Annotated in this window: 14 protein-coding genes and 2 pseudogenes; 2 read left to right on the top strand and 14 right to left on the bottom strand. The window is 43.1% G+C overall.

All coding sequences use genetic code 11. The features are described 5' to 3' along the window. Window positions 1-4: 4 nt before the first annotated feature. The 12 genes and pseudogenes from UH38_RS23730 to UH38_RS23675 form a co-directional block, all read right to left on the bottom strand. Window positions 5-1,306 (bottom strand): HlyD family secretion protein, encoded by a 1,302-nt coding sequence (locus tag UH38_RS23730; protein WP_082065512.1) that lies wholly within the window; start codon window positions 1,304-1,306, stop codon window positions 5-7. Between the two features lie 10 nt (window positions 1,307-1,316). Then, window positions 1,317-1,862, bottom strand: coding sequence for an acyl-CoA thioesterase (locus tag UH38_RS23725; protein WP_045057183.1), 546 nt, complete (start codon window positions 1,860-1,862; stop codon window positions 1,317-1,319). A 5-nt stretch (window positions 1,863-1,867) separates the two neighbouring features. After that, window positions 1,868-2,767 carry an alpha/beta hydrolase family protein gene (locus tag UH38_RS23720; protein WP_045057182.1) on the bottom strand — a complete coding sequence of 300 codons (900 nt, stop codon included), beginning with the start codon at window positions 2,765-2,767 and terminating at the stop codon, window positions 1,868-1,870. A gap of 260 nt (window positions 2,768-3,027) precedes the next feature. Beyond that, window positions 3,028-4,032 (bottom strand): fatty acid desaturase family protein, encoded by a 1,005-nt coding sequence (locus UH38_RS25125; RefSeq protein WP_052672557.1) that lies wholly within the window; start codon window positions 4,030-4,032, stop codon window positions 3,028-3,030. Between the two features lie 21 nt (window positions 4,033-4,053). Beyond that, complete coding sequence (locus tag UH38_RS23710; RefSeq protein WP_045057181.1) at window positions 4,054-5,022, bottom strand: NAD-dependent epimerase/dehydratase family protein; 969 nt, start codon at window positions 5,020-5,022, stop codon at window positions 4,054-4,056. Between the two features lie 56 nt (window positions 5,023-5,078). Next, on the bottom strand, window positions 5,079-6,089 hold the full coding sequence (locus UH38_RS23705; protein ID WP_052672556.1) for a fatty acid desaturase family protein: 1,011 nt from the start codon (window positions 6,087-6,089) through the stop codon (window positions 5,079-5,081). 146 nt (window positions 6,090-6,235) lie between these two features. After that, window positions 6,236-7,054, bottom strand: coding sequence for an acyl-ACP desaturase (locus UH38_RS23700; protein WP_045057180.1), 819 nt, complete (start codon window positions 7,052-7,054; stop codon window positions 6,236-6,238). A 33-nt stretch (window positions 7,055-7,087) separates the two neighbouring features. Next, a complete protein-coding gene (locus tag UH38_RS23695; protein WP_045057179.1) occupies window positions 7,088-7,345 on the bottom strand; it encodes an acyl carrier protein in 258 nt (85 codons plus the stop codon). Window positions 7,346-7,435: 90 nt separating this feature from the next. Next, window positions 7,436-8,284 carry a class I SAM-dependent methyltransferase gene (locus UH38_RS23690; protein WP_045057191.1) on the bottom strand — a complete coding sequence of 283 codons (849 nt, stop codon included), beginning with the start codon at window positions 8,282-8,284 and terminating at the stop codon, window positions 7,436-7,438. Window positions 8,285-8,447: 163 nt separating this feature from the next. After that, window positions 8,448-10,286 carry a fatty acyl-AMP ligase gene (locus UH38_RS23685; RefSeq protein WP_045057178.1) on the bottom strand — a complete coding sequence of 613 codons (1,839 nt, stop codon included), beginning with the start codon at window positions 10,284-10,286 and terminating at the stop codon, window positions 8,448-8,450. 94 nt (window positions 10,287-10,380) lie between these two features. Then, window positions 10,381-10,809 (bottom strand): annotated as a pseudogene (locus tag UH38_RS27790) (IS1 family transposase); the annotation flags it as partial. An 898-nt stretch (window positions 10,810-11,707) separates the two neighbouring features. Continuing rightward, window positions 11,708-13,108: an FAD-dependent oxidoreductase gene (locus UH38_RS23675; RefSeq protein ID WP_045057177.1), complete on the bottom strand. Its 1,401-nt coding sequence runs from the start codon at window positions 13,106-13,108 to the stop codon at window positions 11,708-11,710. 131 nt (window positions 13,109-13,239) lie between these two features. Between UH38_RS23675 and UH38_RS28400 the strand changes: the two are divergent. Continuing rightward, window positions 13,240-13,332: pseudogene (locus UH38_RS28400) on the top strand (IS1 family transposase); the annotation flags it as partial. A 916-nt stretch (window positions 13,333-14,248) separates the two neighbouring features. On the opposite strand, the gene UH38_RS23665 reads toward UH38_RS28400, so the two are convergent. Together UH38_RS23665 and UH38_RS23660 are read right to left on the bottom strand one after the other, a co-directional pair. Then, window positions 14,249-14,944 (bottom strand): DJ-1/PfpI family protein, encoded by a 696-nt coding sequence (locus tag UH38_RS23665; RefSeq protein WP_045057175.1) that lies wholly within the window; start codon window positions 14,942-14,944, stop codon window positions 14,249-14,251. A gap of 137 nt (window positions 14,945-15,081) precedes the next feature. After that, complete coding sequence (locus tag UH38_RS23660; protein WP_045057174.1) at window positions 15,082-16,512, bottom strand: flavin monoamine oxidase family protein; 1,431 nt, start codon at window positions 16,510-16,512, stop codon at window positions 15,082-15,084. A gap of 515 nt (window positions 16,513-17,027) precedes the next feature. Here UH38_RS23660 and UH38_RS23655 point away from each other — a divergent pair. Then, a partial coding sequence (locus tag UH38_RS23655) for a two-partner secretion domain-containing protein (RefSeq protein ID WP_144405770.1) occupies window positions 17,028-19,037 on the top strand: 2,010 nt, incomplete at its 3' end.

Raw genomic sequence — 19,037 nt, 5'->3', positions numbered from 1 at the left:
AGTCCTAAATCTTAATCTCAACATCTGCTGGCATTCCTGGCTTGGCTAAACCATCAGGGCGATCAATGGTAATTTTGACGCCAAAAACTTGCTTAACCCGGTCTTGCTGGAAATAAATGTTTTCAGGGGTAAAAGATGCTTGTGTGTCAATGGCTGCAATTTTAGCCCTTAAGGGTTGTTTGGGTGCTGAATCGAGAAACACCTCAGAGGGCTGACCTACTCGCACTTTCCCAATGTCACCTTGAGGTATAAAAGCACGCAGATAAACTGTATTTGGATTAATCACAGTTAGCAGAGTTTTACCAGTGGTTACAACTACTCCTGGTTCAATATTCCGGCTGATAACTACACCTTGAATTGGACTGGTCACATTCAGGTCGGCAATTTTGGCTTTAGTCTCCTGTTGAGCAGCTACAGTATTGGCTACGTCAGCTTTGGCTGCGGCTAATTTTAAGCGTGTCTGTGCTAATTGTATGCGTAATCTGGCTAGTTGGGCATTGCGGATAGAGGGATTTAATCCTGTGCTTTGGGCTTGGGTCAATTGACCTTCGGCAGAATTAACTAATTTTCCAAAGGTTACTATTGCTGCTTGATGTGATTTGAGGTTGGCAAGAGCAGTTTCAAAGTTTGTTTTGGCTTGGTCAAATTGTTGCTTGGCGATCGCTCCTTCTGCTACTAATTGAGCGTAGCGATCGCGATTCATCTGTGCTAATTTTAATTCTGATTTGGCTTGTTGCAGTTGAGCGATCGCTTGATTTAACTGCGCCTGAGTTGAAGCAACTGAAGACTCTGCCTGAAAAATCCTACCTTTGGCGTCTCCTTGTGCTTGTTGCAAAGAAATTTCACTCTCTAAAATCTGACTTTGGAGGAAGTTAACTTGCAACTTTGCTTCTTCTTGTTGTATCTGAGTGGCATTTAAACGGGCGATCGCCCCTTTTAATTGCGCTTGAATTTCTGCATCATCCAACTTGACAATAATTTGACCTTGGTGAACTTCATCCCCTTCTCGCACTGCTACAAACTCGATACGTCCCCCTACTTTCGCCCCCACATCAGTTTCATAACCTTCTATACGACCGCTTACCCTCAGTACATTTTTTTGCGGGTGGGATACCAACAAATACCAAGTTGATACAGCTACCCCCGTTAGTAATAAACCTAATAAAATTAGCAACCGCCAAGAAAGTTTATGCTTACCTGGCTCAGATGTATCTGTATCAAATATTTGCGAGTCTTCCCCAAGTGACTTGGCATTAACTAAGGGAGTAAAATTTGCTTTTTTGTTATTCGTTGATTTGGGGGTCATTTTTACTAAACTATGTAGTAATTAGGTATTCACACTTTTGTAACTCTCCAACTAATGGCGGATCTATATTTTGGGAACAATTAGCCCCTAAAGGCTGATTAAAACTTTTGATAGCTTGTTTTAAATCTTGAGGAATAGATTTAGCTTTTGCCGATTTCAAATCAACGCATACCAGCCTGATTTTAGCCGAAAATATGGTCTCAGGCAATGAGACATTTTGATCTTCAGCTAGATGAATTTCGTCAGTTTTAGGTAATCGTAAAGTTATCACTTGCTGAACTTTAATACTAGTTTTTCCGACATCAGTTACTTGACTAATCACAAATAATTCCTCTTCTAGCAAAGCCGGACGCAAATAATGAGCCTGAATTTCTGATATAGCTAATACAGAACCGGAAGATATCAGCTTTTCTAAGCTATAACCACATTTTTTCATCCCATAAGAGCGCGCTCTTTCCAGGTATTTTAAATAATTAGGATGATGGACAACTCCATGAGCATCCACATCTTCAAATTGAACAGTTAAAGGAAAAATAGACAGTTGCAAAAATATCATTAGATTCAGATTGATTTTGATTTGCTTAAATTTGCTTCAATCATCAGATGTTTTAACCATTGTTCCATTTGAGACCACAGCATCAACGGAACTCGACGATGAAAAAAACCAAAATGTCCGATGCTCTCTAATCCATAATCTTGAGGAACGATCAGCTGATGATTCACCGTGGTTCCGATATAAAGACGTGCTAATGCTTCGACTGAAACAGCAGACGCATAGTCATCATCATCTGAGATGGTAACTGTAGTTAAGGGATTTTTATAGTCAGCAAATCGTGGTTCAACATTCACTCCATTTGCGTCTGTCAGTACACCAGTCCGCCCCCACTTTATCCATTGCAATAAAACCTGCCTGGGACATTGCTGGGGTAATGTATATTTAGAAACTGGCAATTTACCAAATATACGAATAAAAATGGGAAAAAACATATAAGCATAATGGATTCTCAGGCGTGCCATCCCTTTAAACAGCTTTGGGATACCTCTTTGTGCAGAGATAAAGAGCGCACCATCAATACATTGATGAACTGGACTCTGCCCCAACAAATGACCTCCAATACTGTGGGCGATCGCTCCCAAAAATTTAGTTCCAGTTCGTTGCTTGACTTCAGCGACAACAGCTGGAATATCTAAATTCACCCAATCATCAAAAGTCACAGAGGAATCACATTCAATGTCTTTCGACGCTCCTACGCCTCGATAATCAAACGTTAAGACTCCCCAACCCTGTGCCGCAAGATAAGCTGCAAACCAACGCAGGTATATCTGGGGTGCGGCAAGCGCTGGTAAGAAAACTACACTATGTTCTGAAGCTTTAGCTCCCAGCCACCACCTTGCAGATAACTGCCGACCATCCGCTGCCACTATAGTAATATTTTCCTCTCGCAGTCTTTGGGAGGGCATAATTTTTACCTCATAAATTGGAAATCATCGCTTACGCGTTAAGCTGCTAAATTAGTTTGCTCCAACAATCAGATTATCAGACTTACGCACTGACATCACTAATCAAATATGAATGAGAATTTTTCAGTCGGGAAATTTTCATTTATCCCAAATTAGCGAACGCTACATATTTTCAGATAGCAGCTAAAAATCTCAAATGACTGAATTTAGGCAATTCATCTAATTTATTAATCTGTACAGTACGTAAGTTTCTATTTAACTTAGATGTTGGTCGCCGATTCAACAGCTATTTTTAAGGGATCGAAACTACTGTTTTTGTTTCCGGCGGTATAGTCAGCATCAAGTCTACTGTAAGCTGAGAAAAAGGAAGATTCTGTTAACAACTTCACATGTTCGTAGATTCCCTTTTCTTGAAGTAATTTGTGAAGCTTGGGTAGCCGATAACAAGGAACCCCAGGATAAAGATGATGCTCTAGGTGATAATTAGCCCCAAACCATAATGCTGTTGCCAGTAAAGATGTCCGATTCCATGAATTATGAAAGATATCATTAGGATCGTGGCTGGTATCTCCGTGGTCAATATAGGACTGAGATCCTGATATAATTAGTAATACCAGTAATGGCAGAGCAATGGAAAATAGACCAGCGAGTGGATCGTACAAGATTACCGCAATGTAAATTCCGCCCCAAAATAGAGCAAAACCAAAGTTTATCCAACAAAGAACGCGTACTGTTCTAAGTTCAAAAGGCATCATGTAAGGAAATGGCCAGGGACGACCTAAAGCAGTATTGATAGTAGTCCTGATATGGTGAAAATTCAGCAAAAAACGAGCAAAGAATAGTCTCTGCCACCATGTTTTTAAGGGTGCAAGTATTTGAATGTCAGGGTCAGAAGGTTGATTTGTAAAACGGTGATGGCTCCAATGGCGCATCATCGCACCTGTATCAAAATATGTCACCACTGAAGATGCAACAAAAAGCCCTAAAACCACACTCACCAATTTGTTTCGATGTAACGAAAGATGAAAACCTTCATGACCGATAAAACCCAATAGCTGAAGACCATATCCAGCAATAATCGTTAAGGGGATAATCAGCACAATTTGCAGTAGCAAAAAGTTAAATGACTTGGCAATCAAGTAGGATAAGTACGCTGGCACGATATACAAGCAAAAAGCGTAAGCAATCAATACCGTAGTACCTAGAAGGGATGGTCGATAAAATTCTGCTGGTATTGTAGGTCTTTTAACTACATGCATAATCATAAATAACTCCTTAACTGAACGTTATGCTCTTAATGAGTGAAATGCTGGACTTGTTTTATTACCTTCTACTACCTCAGCAACGGTCTGATTAATTTTGCCTACTGGATATTTCAGAACTTGTTGAGCAGGTGAAGGATCGAAGTAAAACTCTTTGGTAAAAAAGCGACTCCATTTATGAGGCTCTAATCCTGAGCCATATCCGAGTAATCGCAGACACACAGCTGTAGTACTACCACTCGCGTGAATAAGTTCTTTGGGGATAGTACGAACTTTTCCGTGACGACCGGCAGCACGAGCAAAACGTCCCATGAGTTCAGTCCACAAAATATTCTCATCTCCGATCAAAAAGCGATCGCCATGTTTAGCAGTTTCCAGTGCGGTTACCATACCGTGAGCAAGCGACGTTGCAGCAACAAAATTCGTGCCGCCTGGAGGAGCATATAGTGGAGCAAATGAACGCACTAAATTCTGATAAAAACCTGCGAGGGTCAAATGCCTAGAAAAACCAGGGCCAACCACCCAAGATGGCTGGACAATAGAGAGGTTTAATCCTCCACTGCAAGCATTAAGAACAGCTTCTTCTGATTCTGCACGACTGTAACAATAGGGATGATCGAGGGTAAGTTCTGAAGCGACTGCGTGATAGAAAGAAGTGACAAACACACCGCGCCGCACACCGCTTCTTTCCGCTGTCTGAAACAGCTTTACAGGTGCTTCAACGTTAGTATGTTGATAAAAATCCCATGCACTCCCACGTACAAGTTGACGGTAGTCAGGCGATGCCGCAAAAATAATCCCATCAATGTTATCAAAGGCACTGCTGATATCTTCTTTGAGATAATCTCCACTGACGAAAGTAGCCTGGTCGGGTAGGGTGATTTCTTTCGGGGAGCGGCGTGCCAGAATTCGCACTTTGTGTCCACGCGCACAAAGTTCAAGAACTACATGCCAGCCAATGACGCCTGTGCCACCAATTACAAGTACATTCATAATTTTCCTTGATCTCAATTGTTACTAACTAATCAAATGCCAGGTGACCTTTAGAGCTAATTTCCCGATAAGGACACTGGAACCATAGGGTCAAAAGCACTATCTTGACTTGCTGCTTGTGGATAACTAACAGAAAGAGCCTGGATATATGGCTTGAGAACAGACGGCTCAATTAACCCTCCTGATGCTGCACGGTCGTAAAAGCCCTGTTCTTGAAGTAAACGATGCACAGCTGGCAAACGATAGCATGGCACTCCCGGATAAAGATGATGTTCGAGATGATAATTGTTGCCAAAGTACAGCCAGGTAAATATGAGTGAGGTCTGGGTTTTGGCATCACGACCCAGACCGATCGCGGTTCCAGTATGTTCTAGATAAGGTTGTAGGCTAGAAATAAAGTACATCACTGTGGCAGGTAATAAAATGCAAACAATTCCAGTAACTGGGTCATAAATCGTCACAGCTGCGTAAAATGCCAGCCATAAAACTGAGAATGCGATATTCGCCCAGGCAAGTAAGACCACCGAACGAGACTTGAATGGAAATTGATACGAGTAAGATAACGGCAGGTTGAGTGCCATCTTCAGCGTATTTGTGAAGTACTTAAAGTTAGCTACAATTCTTGCTAGGAAAAGTCTAGACCAAAAACTCTGGAAGTGTTGAAAAATTTGACAATCTGGGTCTGAAGCCTGATTAGTAAAACGGTGATGATTCCAATGAGAAATTGCAGAGCCAGTCTCGAAATAAGTTGGTAGTGCTGATGCAAAGAAAACTCCAGTTAAAGCACTGACAAATTTATTCCGATGCAGCAAAAGATGAAAGCCTTCATGACCCAACCAAGCAAATAGCAACATTCCTTGCGCCGCCAACCAGATCAACGGCAGCATTAAAAGCGCCGCTAGTGGTAGTGGTAATGGTGTCAGCAACAAGACACGCGCTAGGAAGGCTGGCACAGTGTAAAGTGCCAATGTATAAACAATGAAGGAAATTGAGCCAATTATAGAGGGACGATAAAACTCTGACGGTATTGGTAGCCTTTTGATTTTGTTTTCTTCTATTTGTACCATTGGTCTTTCGCTCCGATTATGGATAAATGAATTCAAGAGCTTGAGGTGAGGCGATCGCTAGGTATGAAATAAACCATACTTCTGATTCTCTTGACTTTTCAGGGCGGTCGGCTCATGTCAACAAGAACAGGTTTTTTGAGAAGCAATTAAGCAGATATTCTATCGGGCTGCTCGGTCTTTTTCTTCTGATGGAATAGCTTCACCATCTCTTGACGGCTGCTTCCTACTGCTCTCAATAGAGGGAAAATGCCCCGTTGGAGAAATTGCTGGGAGCTAATGCCAACTCCATTAACCCCAAGACGCTGGTCATACTCTGGAATCAATCCCACTCCTGGCATTTGAAAGTGATAAATCACATATGCTAAATCAGCTAGAGTTCCCTCTCGGTCTTCTTCAAGTTCCAATTGGAGAACTTTGATATAAAAACCCATGTGAGCAGCTTCATCACGACTAACGTAGAAGTAAATTTTATCCAACACTTCGTCGCCCTCTTGTCGTGCTTTCTCCATCTGAGCGCGATAGATCAAAAATGTTGCTGATTCTTGCAATGCACCATAGCAGGTCATTTGCCGTCGTGTATGAAACGGTAGTTTCCAGACTTGGGCAAAAATCTGCTGTTCAAAATCTGCATATTGTTCTTCTGTTCTCTGACCTGAGCGAATCAAGTACTCACGAAAAGTCAGCCCATGCTTAGATTCCTCATAGCCCCAATTAGCTTGGAACCAGGCGTGTCCAAAAATTGTCCGCGTTAAATTAAAGCCGTTTGCAGTATAGTCTGGAACGTACAACTCGACTCCACAGAATGTCTCGACACAAATAGCTTTTTCTTCGGAATTCTTTGCCGGATTGAGCTTTTCCCAAGGAATATCATTGAGGGGATGCCAGCGTCGTTTGCGCTCTGCTATATCAAAGAATTCCATATAAGCACGATACATTTTCTCTTGATGTGTCAATGAAGCGCTCATTTTGACCTCCTTATTTGTTTGTTGCTAATTTTTTCAAGCGATTACGTTTGTGTGCTGGCGAATTAAGTTAATAAAGCCTTTGATAGTACTAATCTGAGCTAATTCATCATCTGCAAATTGAACTGACAACTTGTTTTCGATGTATCCCGCCATTTCTAAGGCAATAATTGAACTGACACCAACCTCACCGAGTGTGCGGTCAATTGTCAGAGCTTCTACTGCTAGTGCTTGCTCTGGAATAGCAAACACAAAAGCTTCTTTGATTAGAGCCAAAATTTGCTCGTTGGTCATTGTTTTTATTCCTTTGTGAAAAATATAGGTCACTTAAATACAGCAGAATTCATCTCTAAATTTTCTACTTGACTCAGTTAAACTGCTATGTCAATCAACTCGACGAAGGGCTATTTGTACTAGGGATTGATAGCCTTTTTCAAATGCCATAACGCAAGCACTCAAATATCTTTCATACTCTGCAAACTTCTCGTCTCCCCAACGTTGTCGAATCAGCAGATCATTATTTTGCAGCCGTCGCAACCACTCTGTTGTCGTTTTAGCATAGTGTTCTCGCCTGGTTTTGACTTCCATAATTTCCCAATAAGGATTCACTGATGCAGCGATCGCTTCTAGACGTGGTGTGATTGCTCCCGGAAAAATGGTAGATGTCACCCAACTAATTTCTTGAACGTCGTATCGGTCTCGCGGGACTCGAAAACCAACCACACTTTGAAGTCCAAACCAAGAACCAGGATTTGTCCACTCCCAAGCTCGGCGAAAGTAATTTCGATAAATTGAGATATGTTCACCGGTACGCGCTTGTTCTGGTGTGGCGATATGCTCAAACATCCCAATGCTAACGATCGCATCAAACTTTTTTTTGGGTTGATAGTCTGTATATGACACACATTCAACAGATAGTCCAGGAATAGATTTAGCCTTAATTTCTGAGTATTGAGCAGGGGATAAGGTAATCCCAGTTACATCTTTCAATCCCATTTCTTGTGAGAAAAACTCTATAGTCCCTCCCCAACCACAACCAATATCTAGCAGTCGCTTATTTGGATCAGCTCTCACCGCTTCGTGAAACCATTTGAGCTTGTTGAATTGAGCAGTCTCTAAGTCATCAGTTCCTTCAAACAAAGCACATGTATAGATCATGCGTTTGTCTAGCCATAACCGAAAAAAATCATTAGAAACATCATAGGAAACTGCAATTTCTGCTTGTGTAGACAAAGTAAAATCCTCCAATTGATTTAATCTGTTTGTAAATCTTGCTTACTAGTACAGCACGGCGTAAATAAACGACTGAAACAGTGATAACTGATAACTGTTGACTGTTCACTGATTTAAGAGTTCGTCCGATCTAAAAGCAGCACTATACATTTTCTGAGACTTTTTATGAATGCTGACCTGATTGCAATTTTTGCCATAGGGTCTTTACTTCCGCTTCCAGAGAGCGGAATTTAATTTTGTGCTGAGGATTAACACACCAATCTGCAACTATATCTAAGGTTCCGGCAAGAAATTCACCCCGACAAGCACTGCGTTGGACTTTACCACTAGAAGTTTTAGGCAAACTTCCAGTTTTAACTAGTAAGACTGCATAAGCTTGTAAATCGTGCTGTTCTGACACAGCTTGTAGAATTGCCTTAATCACTTCATCAGCATTGAGCTTGCGAGAATAACTACGCTCTACTTCTTGAGCAACTACGAGCCTTTCTTTACCTGCGATATCGAGGGAAAAGGCTATTCCAGAGCTTGGACGCAGGGCTGGATGAGATTTTTCTACAGTCATCTCTATATCTTGGGGATAATGGTTACGACCAAAGATGATAATCAAATCCTTGAGGCGACCTGTAATAAACAGTTCACCATTTTGTAAAAAGCCTAAGTCACCGGTTCGCAGAAATGGCCCTTCTTTTGTATCTGCAAGGTAGGCATCAAAAGTCTCTAGAGTTTGGGATGGTCGATGCCAATAACCTTGAGCAACACTTGGCCCTGATACCCAGATTTCTCCTACTTGATTGGGAGGACAGAGGGTTAAGGTTTGGGGATTGACGATGGCAATTTTCTGGTTGAGTTGGGTTTTACCACAACCAACAAGTAACCGATCGCCCTCTTGTTTTCCACTACCAGCTATGACTCGGTTTTCCTCTAGGTCTGCTCCTTTGATTGAACAAATAATTGGCACTGCTTTCTTCAACCCCCCCGATACGATTAACGTTGTCTCAGCCATTCCATAGCAAGGATAAAATGCCTCAGGGCGAAAGCCACAAGGTGCAAAAGTAGTGGCAAAACGCTCTAGAGTCTCGACCCTGATGGGTTCAGCTCCGGTAAAAGCAATATCCCAACTACTTAAATCAAGAGTTGCTTTCTGTTCAGGAGTAATCTGACGACAAACCAGGTCATAAGCAAAATCAGGTCCACCGCTAGTAGTAGCTTTGTAATGCGAAATTGCCTGTAGCCAACGAAAAGGCTTCTTAATAAAGGCTGTTGGCGACATCAATGTGACTGGAAAGCCACCATAGAGGGGTTGTAGTATGCCGCCGATTAAGCCCATATCATGATAAGGTGGTAACCAGATGACACCTTGACTATGGGGCTGATGCTCGAAACATTGGTAAATCAAAGACAAATTATGGAGTAAGTTGCCATGACTAACCATTACTCCTTTCGGTGTCCCTGTAGAGCCGGAAGTGTACTGAAGAAAAGCTAGTGTGTCGCTATTAATTAATGGTTGTTGCCATTTCTCGATGACATCACGATCAATAGTATCTGTAGCTATCCAATGCAAAGTTGCTAAATCTGGAGTATGTGGAAATTGCTCCTCTATATTCGTCAAGATGGATGTAGTCGTGAGGGCAATTTTTGCCTGTGCATCTGCCACGATCGCCTGTAGGCGAGGCATGGGTTTGTTAAAACGTGGTGGATAAGCAGGAACAGCTATAACTCCCGCGTACAAACATCCGAAAAAGGCCGCGATGTATTCTAAACCAGGCTGGTAAAGTAGTAATGCTCGTTCACCCTTGGTATTCAAGGATTGCAGATATGCAGCGATCGCCCTCGCCCGCTGCTCTAACTCCTGATAACTGAGGCTGATTTCTTCAGTTTCTCCATTCTTGAGAAAAGTATAAGCGGTTTGGTTAGATTGTTTGTTAGCTCTGTACTGTAGTAGCTCAATTAAAGTTAAGAAGTTAAGTAAATTATCTGGCAATGCAAGCACATAATTACTCATGAAATTTTCCTGATTACCTTATTAACATTAGCTATATCTATATTCCTCATTTGTCACTCTTGTTACTTTCGGAAGATTAAAATCTGGGGTAGTCCTAAATAAGTAAGGATAAATTGTAGTGATGCACGAAATACCAGATGGCTCCGATATGGTTATCTAGCTTTTTTGAGAAGGACAAAGTATCTTTAACTAAACGTGAAACCCGTTGACTGAGCGTACAGTTAAATCGTTCAATCAAATTGGTTAAACCACTCTCTTTGCCAACAGCTCGATGCCGCGAACTAGGGAAAATCTGCTCATAAGCAGACCAAAAATCTGTGTAACAGATGGCGCATTGTCGATACACCGCAGGCAATGAGTCCCACCAGCCTTTTGCACCCTCATGGCTGCGCCGACCAACATAAACACCTACAATTTCTCTTGTGTTTACATCCAAGGCTAGCCAAATCCACTGCTTGTTCTTCTTGCTAGCCACAAATGACCACATTTCATCACATTGAATAGTTAGTCGCCCCTTTTTTTCACCTTTAGCAAAGTTGGTTGGAATACCAGGCGAGGTAGGCAATGTCTGAAATACAACTGGCGGCGTAATCTGAGAACTAAGTGCTTGCGGGATTTGGACGTTTAGCTTTAATCCTTGCTCAGAAGTAGCAGAGGAGTTATTGGACAATACCTGAAATGGGGACGTAACTCCTACACTAGACCAGTCCACTTGGTCGTTACCCTGTAAATCGGCGCGATCGCCAATAAATGCAGCAGCTTGACTCGAAGTGGGAACGACAACAAATACAGTTGTGACTGCAATTAATGATAACTTTCTGCTTGCACACTGTCGATCTTTGTATATAAGCCTTTTGAGGTTTTCTCCAGAAATCCAAGGCATACAGGAAAGCCGTTTTAAGTAGTAATTCATACGAGAGTAAAAAATTGTAAGGTAATGACGGCAAAGAATGTAAAACTTATGCAATTATTAAGCTTGCGCTTCAGAAATAAACTCCAGTTTAGGTTTTTAAGCAGCGAAGTTGAAAAGTTAGAAGATCGAGATCGAAGTACATTTAATTGCTTACTTCTGACGGTTTTCTGTTATTCAGCGGTATAACTACAGTGCTAGCAACCTGGACAAGTGTATTTAGAAAAACATCCCAAAGCAGCGCAGCAACGCACTTTAAAATATACATCGAACGAGAAGTGCTAAAGCTCGGTACTTATTCGGGCGAAAGGTAGGAAGTTGTGAGTAATAGTTCGCTTCAGTGCTAACAACGGTTGTGTTCCAAGCAGCAACACCAGAACATACGACATTACAACCAAGCATATAATTAAGTAACGCGATCGCCCAGAAACAACATCGGAAAAATAGCCCCGCGCTCGTCACTGTCATTGATATATTTAATACTACAGATACTTAATAAAAACTTGCTCTCTTATTTAGCTAGTTTTGCCCCAGTCAAACCTTGTTTGCTGTAGCTTTTCAGCACTTGCAGCAAGATATTCGGCGCAAACAAAGCTGTCGGTGGTTTAACCATGTGTATGACTTCCGCAAATGCTCTAGATATAACTGGACTGTCCTGCATCAGTAAGAAGACGCGATCGACGTATTTCTGTACAAAGCGATCGCTCCATCTTGGCTTGGCTCCCTCGGTAGTTGACCAGCGACTATCTTCTCCAGTTGCCATTAGCCAAGGTGCTTGCAAAATGCGGGCAAGCTGGCGATGAAAGCGGAGTGGGAAGCCGTTAAGCTTTGTGGGGTGTGCCTGCTGCAAACAACGGTCGAGGGCGATCGCTCCCAATGCTGCGGTTGTCATACCCTGCCCGTACACTGGATTAAAAGTGCAAACCGCATCGCCAACTGCTACAATGCCGTCTGGCAAGGACTTTAACTGCTCGTAATGTCGCCAGCGATTTTCAGTTCGACGGTAGCTATAGATGGGCGATAAAGGTTGAGCATCTTTGAGTAAGTCGTATAGTATCGGTACTCGTAAGCTACGAGCAAATTCTAGAAAGCCTGCTTCATCGGTTGGGGGATAGTCTCGCCCTATACCTCCTAAGGTAACAATCCAGCGATCGCCTTCAATTGGATATAACACGCCACCCCGCGAACTGACACCTTCGACGGCGGCGATCGTGATGCCTTGCCAATCTACCTCCAAATTCTCTGGGCGCTGGTACCAGCGACTTGCATAGCCCAGAAATGCATTGATTTTAGTTTCGGGTGGTGCCTCACACCCCATCTCGACTAAATAGTCAGGCAAGGCAGAATTGCGTCCACTCGCATCTACAACCAACGCAGCATTCAACGAATCAACTTCACTTGCGTTAGGGCTGTGCCAATGCAGTTTGACCCCTGTAACGCGAGTTGGAGCTTTTGCACTTAGCAATCCTTTGACCTGGCAACCAGTTAGCATAGTTAGGTTGGGGTAAGCTGATAACCTTTGGCGAATTAGTCCCTCTAGTAAAGTCCGGCTACAAGTCCGTCCAGATAAATCTGATGGACAGCGAGGGTTCCACTTCGATCTTCCCAACATTAGCCAGTCAGCAGTCCATTCTACTGTTGGCGCACCTGCAGCACTAAGTTCCTGTGCCAAACCTGGAAATAGCTGCTCTAGCAGGCGTTGCCCTTGAGTCAGCAAGACGTGTACGTGCTGCGATTGTACGACACCAGGACGCGCTTTTTGCAGTTCTGTAACATCATCTTTTTCAATCAATATGACTTCAGCAAAGCGGTCGAGTAAAACGCGAGCCGCAAGTAGACCTGCTATGCTGCCACCAATGACAATGGCACGAGCGGGCGAATTAGCAATTGTGTTGTTAGCTAGCTCGGACATTGAATTTAAATCCTAAAATAACTCGATTGTACTATTTGAATCAGTTCGCGTGCTGTATTTTGCATCAGCTCACCTCCTCTACATATCTTCTTCTGCTTAGGGTGATAAAACAAAGTTATGCAGCAGTTCTACCAAACCGTAGACATCGTGCAGTCGGTAAACAGACTGGTAAAACGGGCTACATCGAACCCTTGAACAACACGCTCCAACAACGAGTATCTCGCTAAGTGTACAAAACATTGTTATTTGTTAAATTAGCATAGCGACCGCATTGGTGCAATTTAGTATTTTGTCCGCTACTGCAATGCATCATTACTTATTTAGCACTACCGACATGGGAGCCTCCACGAACAGCTTCATACACTTCGCCCGAAGAAGATCCGAACTTCTCCAATTATGTCTTTAATAAAGTCTTTGTAGTGCTACGCTCAAAAACAACAAACGAGAACTATCTGTTTTTGTTAGAGTTTGACCAATTTGTCCCACGTTCAAACGTCATGAAATGAAGAAAAACTACGACTAATGCATCAGTCCAAACAAAAAAACAAAGCTAACTGTTGTTTTCCTTCGTCACTTTTGCCATTTTCTACCACGTTTGTACTGTAGTAACTTAGACAGGTTCAAGCACCATACGAACAAGAACGGCTAAGAACAATGCCATTCTTGCACAAATTACACAAGTCTAGAACATTACCCTAATGGAGCACGCTATCTTACCTCCATCATTCAATCGCTCAATTTCCCGTTGTTATCTATTCGGCGTAGCGTTGAATTATGTTCAGACAAATGACAAGCAATTCGAGCATTAGAAAAAGGTTGATTCTAGTTAAACACTTGAAGCGATCTAGTAGCATTTGCGCGATCGCAGGAGGTGTTTTGCTGGCAGCTAAAGTTGATTTAAGTGGCTATGGATTTATCTTTCTTGCTCTTAGTTCTAGTCAGATGCTTTTAGCCAGCATTTTAAAAAAGGACCAAAGCATGATTTTTTATTCGGCTTCTCTCTTTTTGTTTGTTGATTGTTTAGGAGTTGATAGGTGGATTTTCAGCTAAAGCTATTTTCTAAATTTATGCGATCGCCAAAATGATTTTTTGCTCGTTCCAGACTTTACAGTTAAAAGGCGCGATCGCTTGTTCCCAGTGCTACATACCAACTATCCGTTGAATAATTTGCCGACGCATCTCAAACAAAGGTTGACCTTGGGCTTGTACCCTTGCTAAAACAAGAGGATTGGCTGTTTGGGAAGATCCACCTAGAAATGGAGGTGTAGGATTGTATTCCATCTCCAATTGAATCTCTTGCGCTACCATTTCCCCGTACAGTTTGGCTGCTAGCGCCAGTCCTAAGTCAATGGCGGCGGTAACTCCTCCACCTGTAATCCGATTGCGATCGATGACAACTCGCTCGGCAACAGTCTCAACTCCAAACATCGCTAATAACTCTAGAGCAGACCAAGAGGTGGTGGCACGGTATCCTTGAAGTAAGCCTGCACCTGCTAGTAAGAGCGAACCAGTACAAACTGAGGTTACGTAACGAGCGTGTTTTCCTTGAGTTTCTAGAAAATTGAGAAACGCAGTGTCTTCTAGTCTAGCATTAATACCTAAACCACCTGGTACAAACAATACATCTAGATTGGGAGATTTAGCAAAAGTAGTATTAGGAAAAAGGCGAATACCCGATTCAGAGTGGATGGGATCGAGAGTTGGAGCTAACAGATAAACTCTAGCATCAGGTAGATAAGAAAAAACTTCATAGGAAGCTGTAAAACTCAGTAAATTCAAGTTGGGATATAAAACTATGCCGAGCGCGAGCGCACGAGCAGAAGATTGATTTATCATTATTACTCTTTAAGTTGGCAAAAAATTTAGTATTGGCTGCTGGCTCTACCTGTTCGGAAATAACTAGATGAGGAGCGTCATTTCAGTCGCTCTGCTTCCTCATGCCAATTAAGGGTGTAGCTTAACATTACTTGTATCTACTGAATACGCGCCAAAACTTCGTTTACTACTCGCTCTGCTGACTCCAATGCCCCTTCCATCCCAGCAGATGCGATCGCTGTATGTTCGCCAGCAAAGTGCATCCTCTGCCAAGGTTGAGCCATTTTGCCTTGAAAGCGGCGGATTTGTCCAGGCGCGAAGTGAGCGTAAGCACCTCTTGCAAATGGATCTCGCCCCCAAGAAACGACATTAGTTACCTCTACATTCCCCTTACTTGCAGGGCGGATGCGTGCTAGTTTTGATTGGACAAATTCAGCCAACATCTGCGGATTCATCGCATCCAACTGTCGAGCGCTATTTCCACCTGTAATACAGAATAGGTTTTGCGTTCCGGTTGCATCTGTTACAGGAAAGATGTTTTGCAGTCGCGTATCCGTCCACATCTGCGGGGGAAATCCATCTTCTTCCCAAAAAGGGCGGCGGACTGCTAATTGCATCCGCGTTATTATCGTATAAGGTAATTCTGCTACTGCTTGGGCTTGTTTGCCTTGTAGGGGAGGAGTTATTTTTATCCGCCGCAATACAGAAAAGGGCAAAGTAACCACTGCATAATCAGCTTGAAAGTTTGAACCATCTGCACATTCTACTTCTACACAACTGCCACTTGACCTAATCGATGTAACTGTCTTGTTTTTTTGCACGGGAAACTTAAGGGCTGCTGCCATTTTTTCTGGTAGACGAGAATTGCCCCCCTCAATCCGCATCGGTTGTTTGCTAGGAGTTTTGGTTCTTTGATTATTTCTCAGTGCCCAAAGAGCAGAGGTAGCTTCTATACTATTGAACAAGGAAGCAGGATTAAAGTTCATTAAGCGTAATGCTTCTGGTGAAGCACCTTTGGCACTCAGATATTGCTCTAGGGAAATGTCAAGGTCAGCATATTCTGCCTTTAGCCATGCTGTTTCGTCTGGTAAAGGATTATCTGGACTGAGGTATGATGTCAGCAATCGTGGTGGCAGGGTATTGCGCTCTGTCTCTGCTAATTTGTTAGCTGTTGATGTAGCCCAGTCTGATGACACTACAGGTTGCGATCGCACGTAAAGCAAAGAGTCTCGCCCTGGCGGGCTTGCTTGTGTTGTAGGCACTTGCAAACTTGCAGCTAAAGCTAGCAAACGCTGGTATCTTTCACTGAATCCTTGCCCTCCCGCTTCTGGTTTACCAGGAAGATTATCTAAAGTGTAGACGCGACCTCCTACGCGATCGCGCCCTTCTAAGACAACAACCTTAACTCCTGCTCTTTCTAGTAGTAATGCAGTATATAAGCCAGATAACCCTGCTCCCAAAACTAAGACAGAGGGCGATCGTTGGGTATTGTTAGCCCCGACTAGATTGTCTTGAAGGAGGCTAGAAGATAAGGCACTTAGACCTAATCCCCAGATAAATTCGCGACGCTTAAGTGGTTTGAAGTGCATCAATTTTACCTACAAGCTGTGATAGAGAAAATATGTTGGGTTTTGGGAACTAACAAGTCTAAAAACTGATTTTTGCTGATGTACATTACTGCTTGCGAGACTTACAAGCAGCGCGATCGCATTATTTAGATATGAAATACATTTCACAAATTGCAACATCCGCGCTACTCATTACAGCGTCAGACTGCACAAAGCCAGGAGGATGGCGATCGGATGCAACACCCTGATATGTGAATCGTATCTTTACCTCTGCAATTTCTGACTGCATTACCTGATAACTGATTCAAAACTCGGTTACTCTCAACTATGCGCTTTTGAATGTATCAATTACAAGGTTAGAAAAGTTAGGGACTGCTTCGGACAAAAGGTAGGATATTGTCCGGAAAAGTTCGCTCAGACCAAAAGTATATTATCTGGTTGTAACAAAGTATAAATTTAATTGCTAATTCCCCACACCGTTACCTGTCTTTCTGTTTTATCTTCGTCTATGCTGTAACAATATTTGCTGCCATTACATGACTACTGAGGAAATGACTAATATACGTTGCCCTAGTTGGAAAATACTAACAAGCGGGACTATTGTCAGTTGTCTGCTGCTGGGCTGGACAAATCGGGTAGCAGCACAAAATAGACCGATCGCCGATGATACTTTAGGCAATGAGCGTTCTACAGTTGTGCCGCTTGGTGGAGATACGCAAGGCGATCGCATTAATGGCGGCGCACGACGCGGCGACAATCTATTTCATAGTTTTCAGCAGTTTGGTGTAGATGTAGGACGTAGCGTATATTTTATCGACCCTGGTGTAAACAACATCATCACGCGCGTTACTGGTGGCAACTCTTCGCAAATTGATGGCACGTTGGGCGTGCTGGGAGGAAGGGCAAACTTATTCTTGATTAACCCCAGTGGGATTATTTTTGGTGCTAACGCCAGATTAGATTTAGGTGGCTCGTTTACTGCAACTACGGCATCGGCGATCGAGTTCAACAATCAAGGTAATTTCAGTGCCACCAATCCGACTGCACCACCACTACTTACAGTGCAACCATCAGCATTTTTGTTTAATCAACTCAATCCTGCACCAATCGCTAATAATTCGGTTTTACCGACGCAAACCAACCCCTCTGGCTTGCCTGGATTTGGTTTACAAGTACCAAATGGTAAGAATTTAACGCTACTAGGTGGCGACATTAGCATAAATGGTGGTGGCATAAATGCTTTGGGCGGACGAGTAGAAATCGGTGGACTAGGCGCACCAGGAACAATCAACCTCAACGCTGATGGTGGTTTGAATTTTCCGATTGGAGTAGCGCGAGCAGATGTTTTGTTGGCTAACCAAGGTCGTATCGATGTAGTGGCAGATAGTGGTGGCAGTATTACTATAAATGCAGGCAAGTTGGAGATTTTAGGCAGTCGTTTATCAGCAGGAATTGGTCGCGACTCTGGCTTTGTTAGTGCTCAAGCAGGAGATATTACGCTCAACGCCAGTACTATTGTTGGTGAAGACCGAGCCGTTATTAGAAACCAAGTTGGTATTGGCGGCATCGGCAACGCAGGCGATATCAGAATTTCTACTGGCTCACTCTCCTTGGCTGATGGTGCTCGAATAATTGCCCTTACAGTAGGAAAAGGCAACGCTGGCAACGTCATCATCGATGCTCGCGAGCGCGTTACTTTTGACAGAAGTTATATTTTTAGTACCGTAGGCACTACTACCTCAGATGCTACTACTGTTGTGGGGAATGGCGGAGATATCCGCATCACTACAGGCTCTCTCTCCTTAACTAACGGGGCACAATTGGCTGCAAGTGCATTCGCTGGCAAAGGTGATGCTGGCAATGTGATTATTAATGCTCGCGATATCGTCACTATAGATGGTAGAGATCCCATAGAGCCTATCTACCGTAGTGTTATTTCTAGCACTAACGGTGCAATAAATAACGCCAATCAGATTGCTGTAGGTAACGGCGGAGATATTCGCATCACTACGGGTTTCCTCTCCTTAACTAATGGGGCAGGACTGACTGCAAACACAATAGGAAAAGGTAATGCAGGCGATGTAATTATCAACGCCCGCGAGCGCGTTGCTTTGGACAACAGTGATATTTTTAGTGCTGTAGGGTATGCTTACGCAAACGAATTTGCTGTAGGTAATGGTGGAGATATCCGCATCACTACAGGCTCTTTCTCCCTAACTAACAACGCACTACTGAGTGCAAGTACGTTTGGACAAGGTGATGCTGGTAACGTCATCATCAACGCTCGCGACCGCGTTGCTTTGGACAATAGTGCTATTTTTAGTACTGTAAGCTCTACTAGCGCAAATGAATTTGTGGTACGTAATGGCGGAGATATTCGCATCACTACAGGCTCTCTCGCTCTAACTAATAGGGCAGGACTGAGTGCAACTACCTATGGAAAAGGCAACGCTGGTAACGTCATCATCGACGCTCGCAACCGCGTTGCTTTGGACAATAGTGGTATTTTTAGTACTATCGAGTCTGATGCAAATGGATTTGCTGTA

This window comes from Aliterella atlantica CENA595 (assembly GCF_000952155.1).
In the GTDB taxonomy this organism is placed as follows: Bacteria; Cyanobacteriota; Cyanobacteriia; order Cyanobacteriales; family Chroococcidiopsidaceae; genus Aliterella; species Aliterella atlantica.
The sequence above is the reverse complement of the archived record's forward strand: the minus strand, read 5'-3'. Positions and strand labels throughout refer to the sequence as shown.

What these genes read in the sequence shown, in the direction of transcription:
- UH38_RS23675 (WP_045057177.1), bottom strand. Translation starts at nt 13,108, where the DNA reads ATGTCCGAGCTAGCTAACAACACAATTGCTAATTCGCCCGCTCGTGCC.
- UH38_RS23710 (WP_045057181.1), bottom strand. Translation starts at nt 5,022, where the DNA reads ATGAATGTACTTGTAATTGGTGGCACAGGCGTCATTGGCTGGCATGTA.
- UH38_RS25125 (WP_052672557.1), bottom strand. Translation starts at nt 4,032, where the DNA reads ATGATTATGCATGTAGTTAAAAGACCTACAATACCAGCAGAATTTTAT.
- UH38_RS23700 (WP_045057180.1), bottom strand. Translation starts at nt 7,054, where the DNA reads ATGAGCGCTTCATTGACACATCAAGAGAAAATGTATCGTGCTTATATG.
- UH38_RS23660 (WP_045057174.1), bottom strand. Translation starts at nt 16,512, where the DNA reads ATGCACTTCAAACCACTTAAGCGTCGCGAATTTATCTGGGGATTAGGT.
- UH38_RS23720 (WP_045057182.1), bottom strand. Translation starts at nt 2,767, where the DNA reads ATGCCCTCCCAAAGACTGCGAGAGGAAAATATTACTATAGTGGCAGCG.
- UH38_RS23705 (WP_052672556.1), bottom strand. Translation starts at nt 6,089, where the DNA reads ATGGTACAAATAGAAGAAAACAAAATCAAAAGGCTACCAATACCGTCA.
- UH38_RS23685 (WP_045057178.1), bottom strand. Translation starts at nt 10,286, where the DNA reads ATGAGTAATTATGTGCTTGCATTGCCAGATAATTTACTTAACTTCTTA.
- UH38_RS23695 (WP_045057179.1), bottom strand. Translation starts at nt 7,345, where the DNA reads ATGACCAACGAGCAAATTTTGGCTCTAATCAAAGAAGCTTTTGTGTTT.
- UH38_RS23665 (WP_045057175.1), bottom strand. Translation starts at nt 14,944, where the DNA reads ATGATAAATCAATCTTCTGCTCGTGCGCTCGCGCTCGGCATAGTTTTA.
- UH38_RS23725 (WP_045057183.1), bottom strand. Translation starts at nt 1,862, where the DNA reads ATGATATTTTTGCAACTGTCTATTTTTCCTTTAACTGTTCAATTTGAA.
- UH38_RS23730 (WP_082065512.1), bottom strand. Translation starts at nt 1,306, where the DNA reads ATGACCCCCAAATCAACGAATAACAAAAAAGCAAATTTTACTCCCTTA.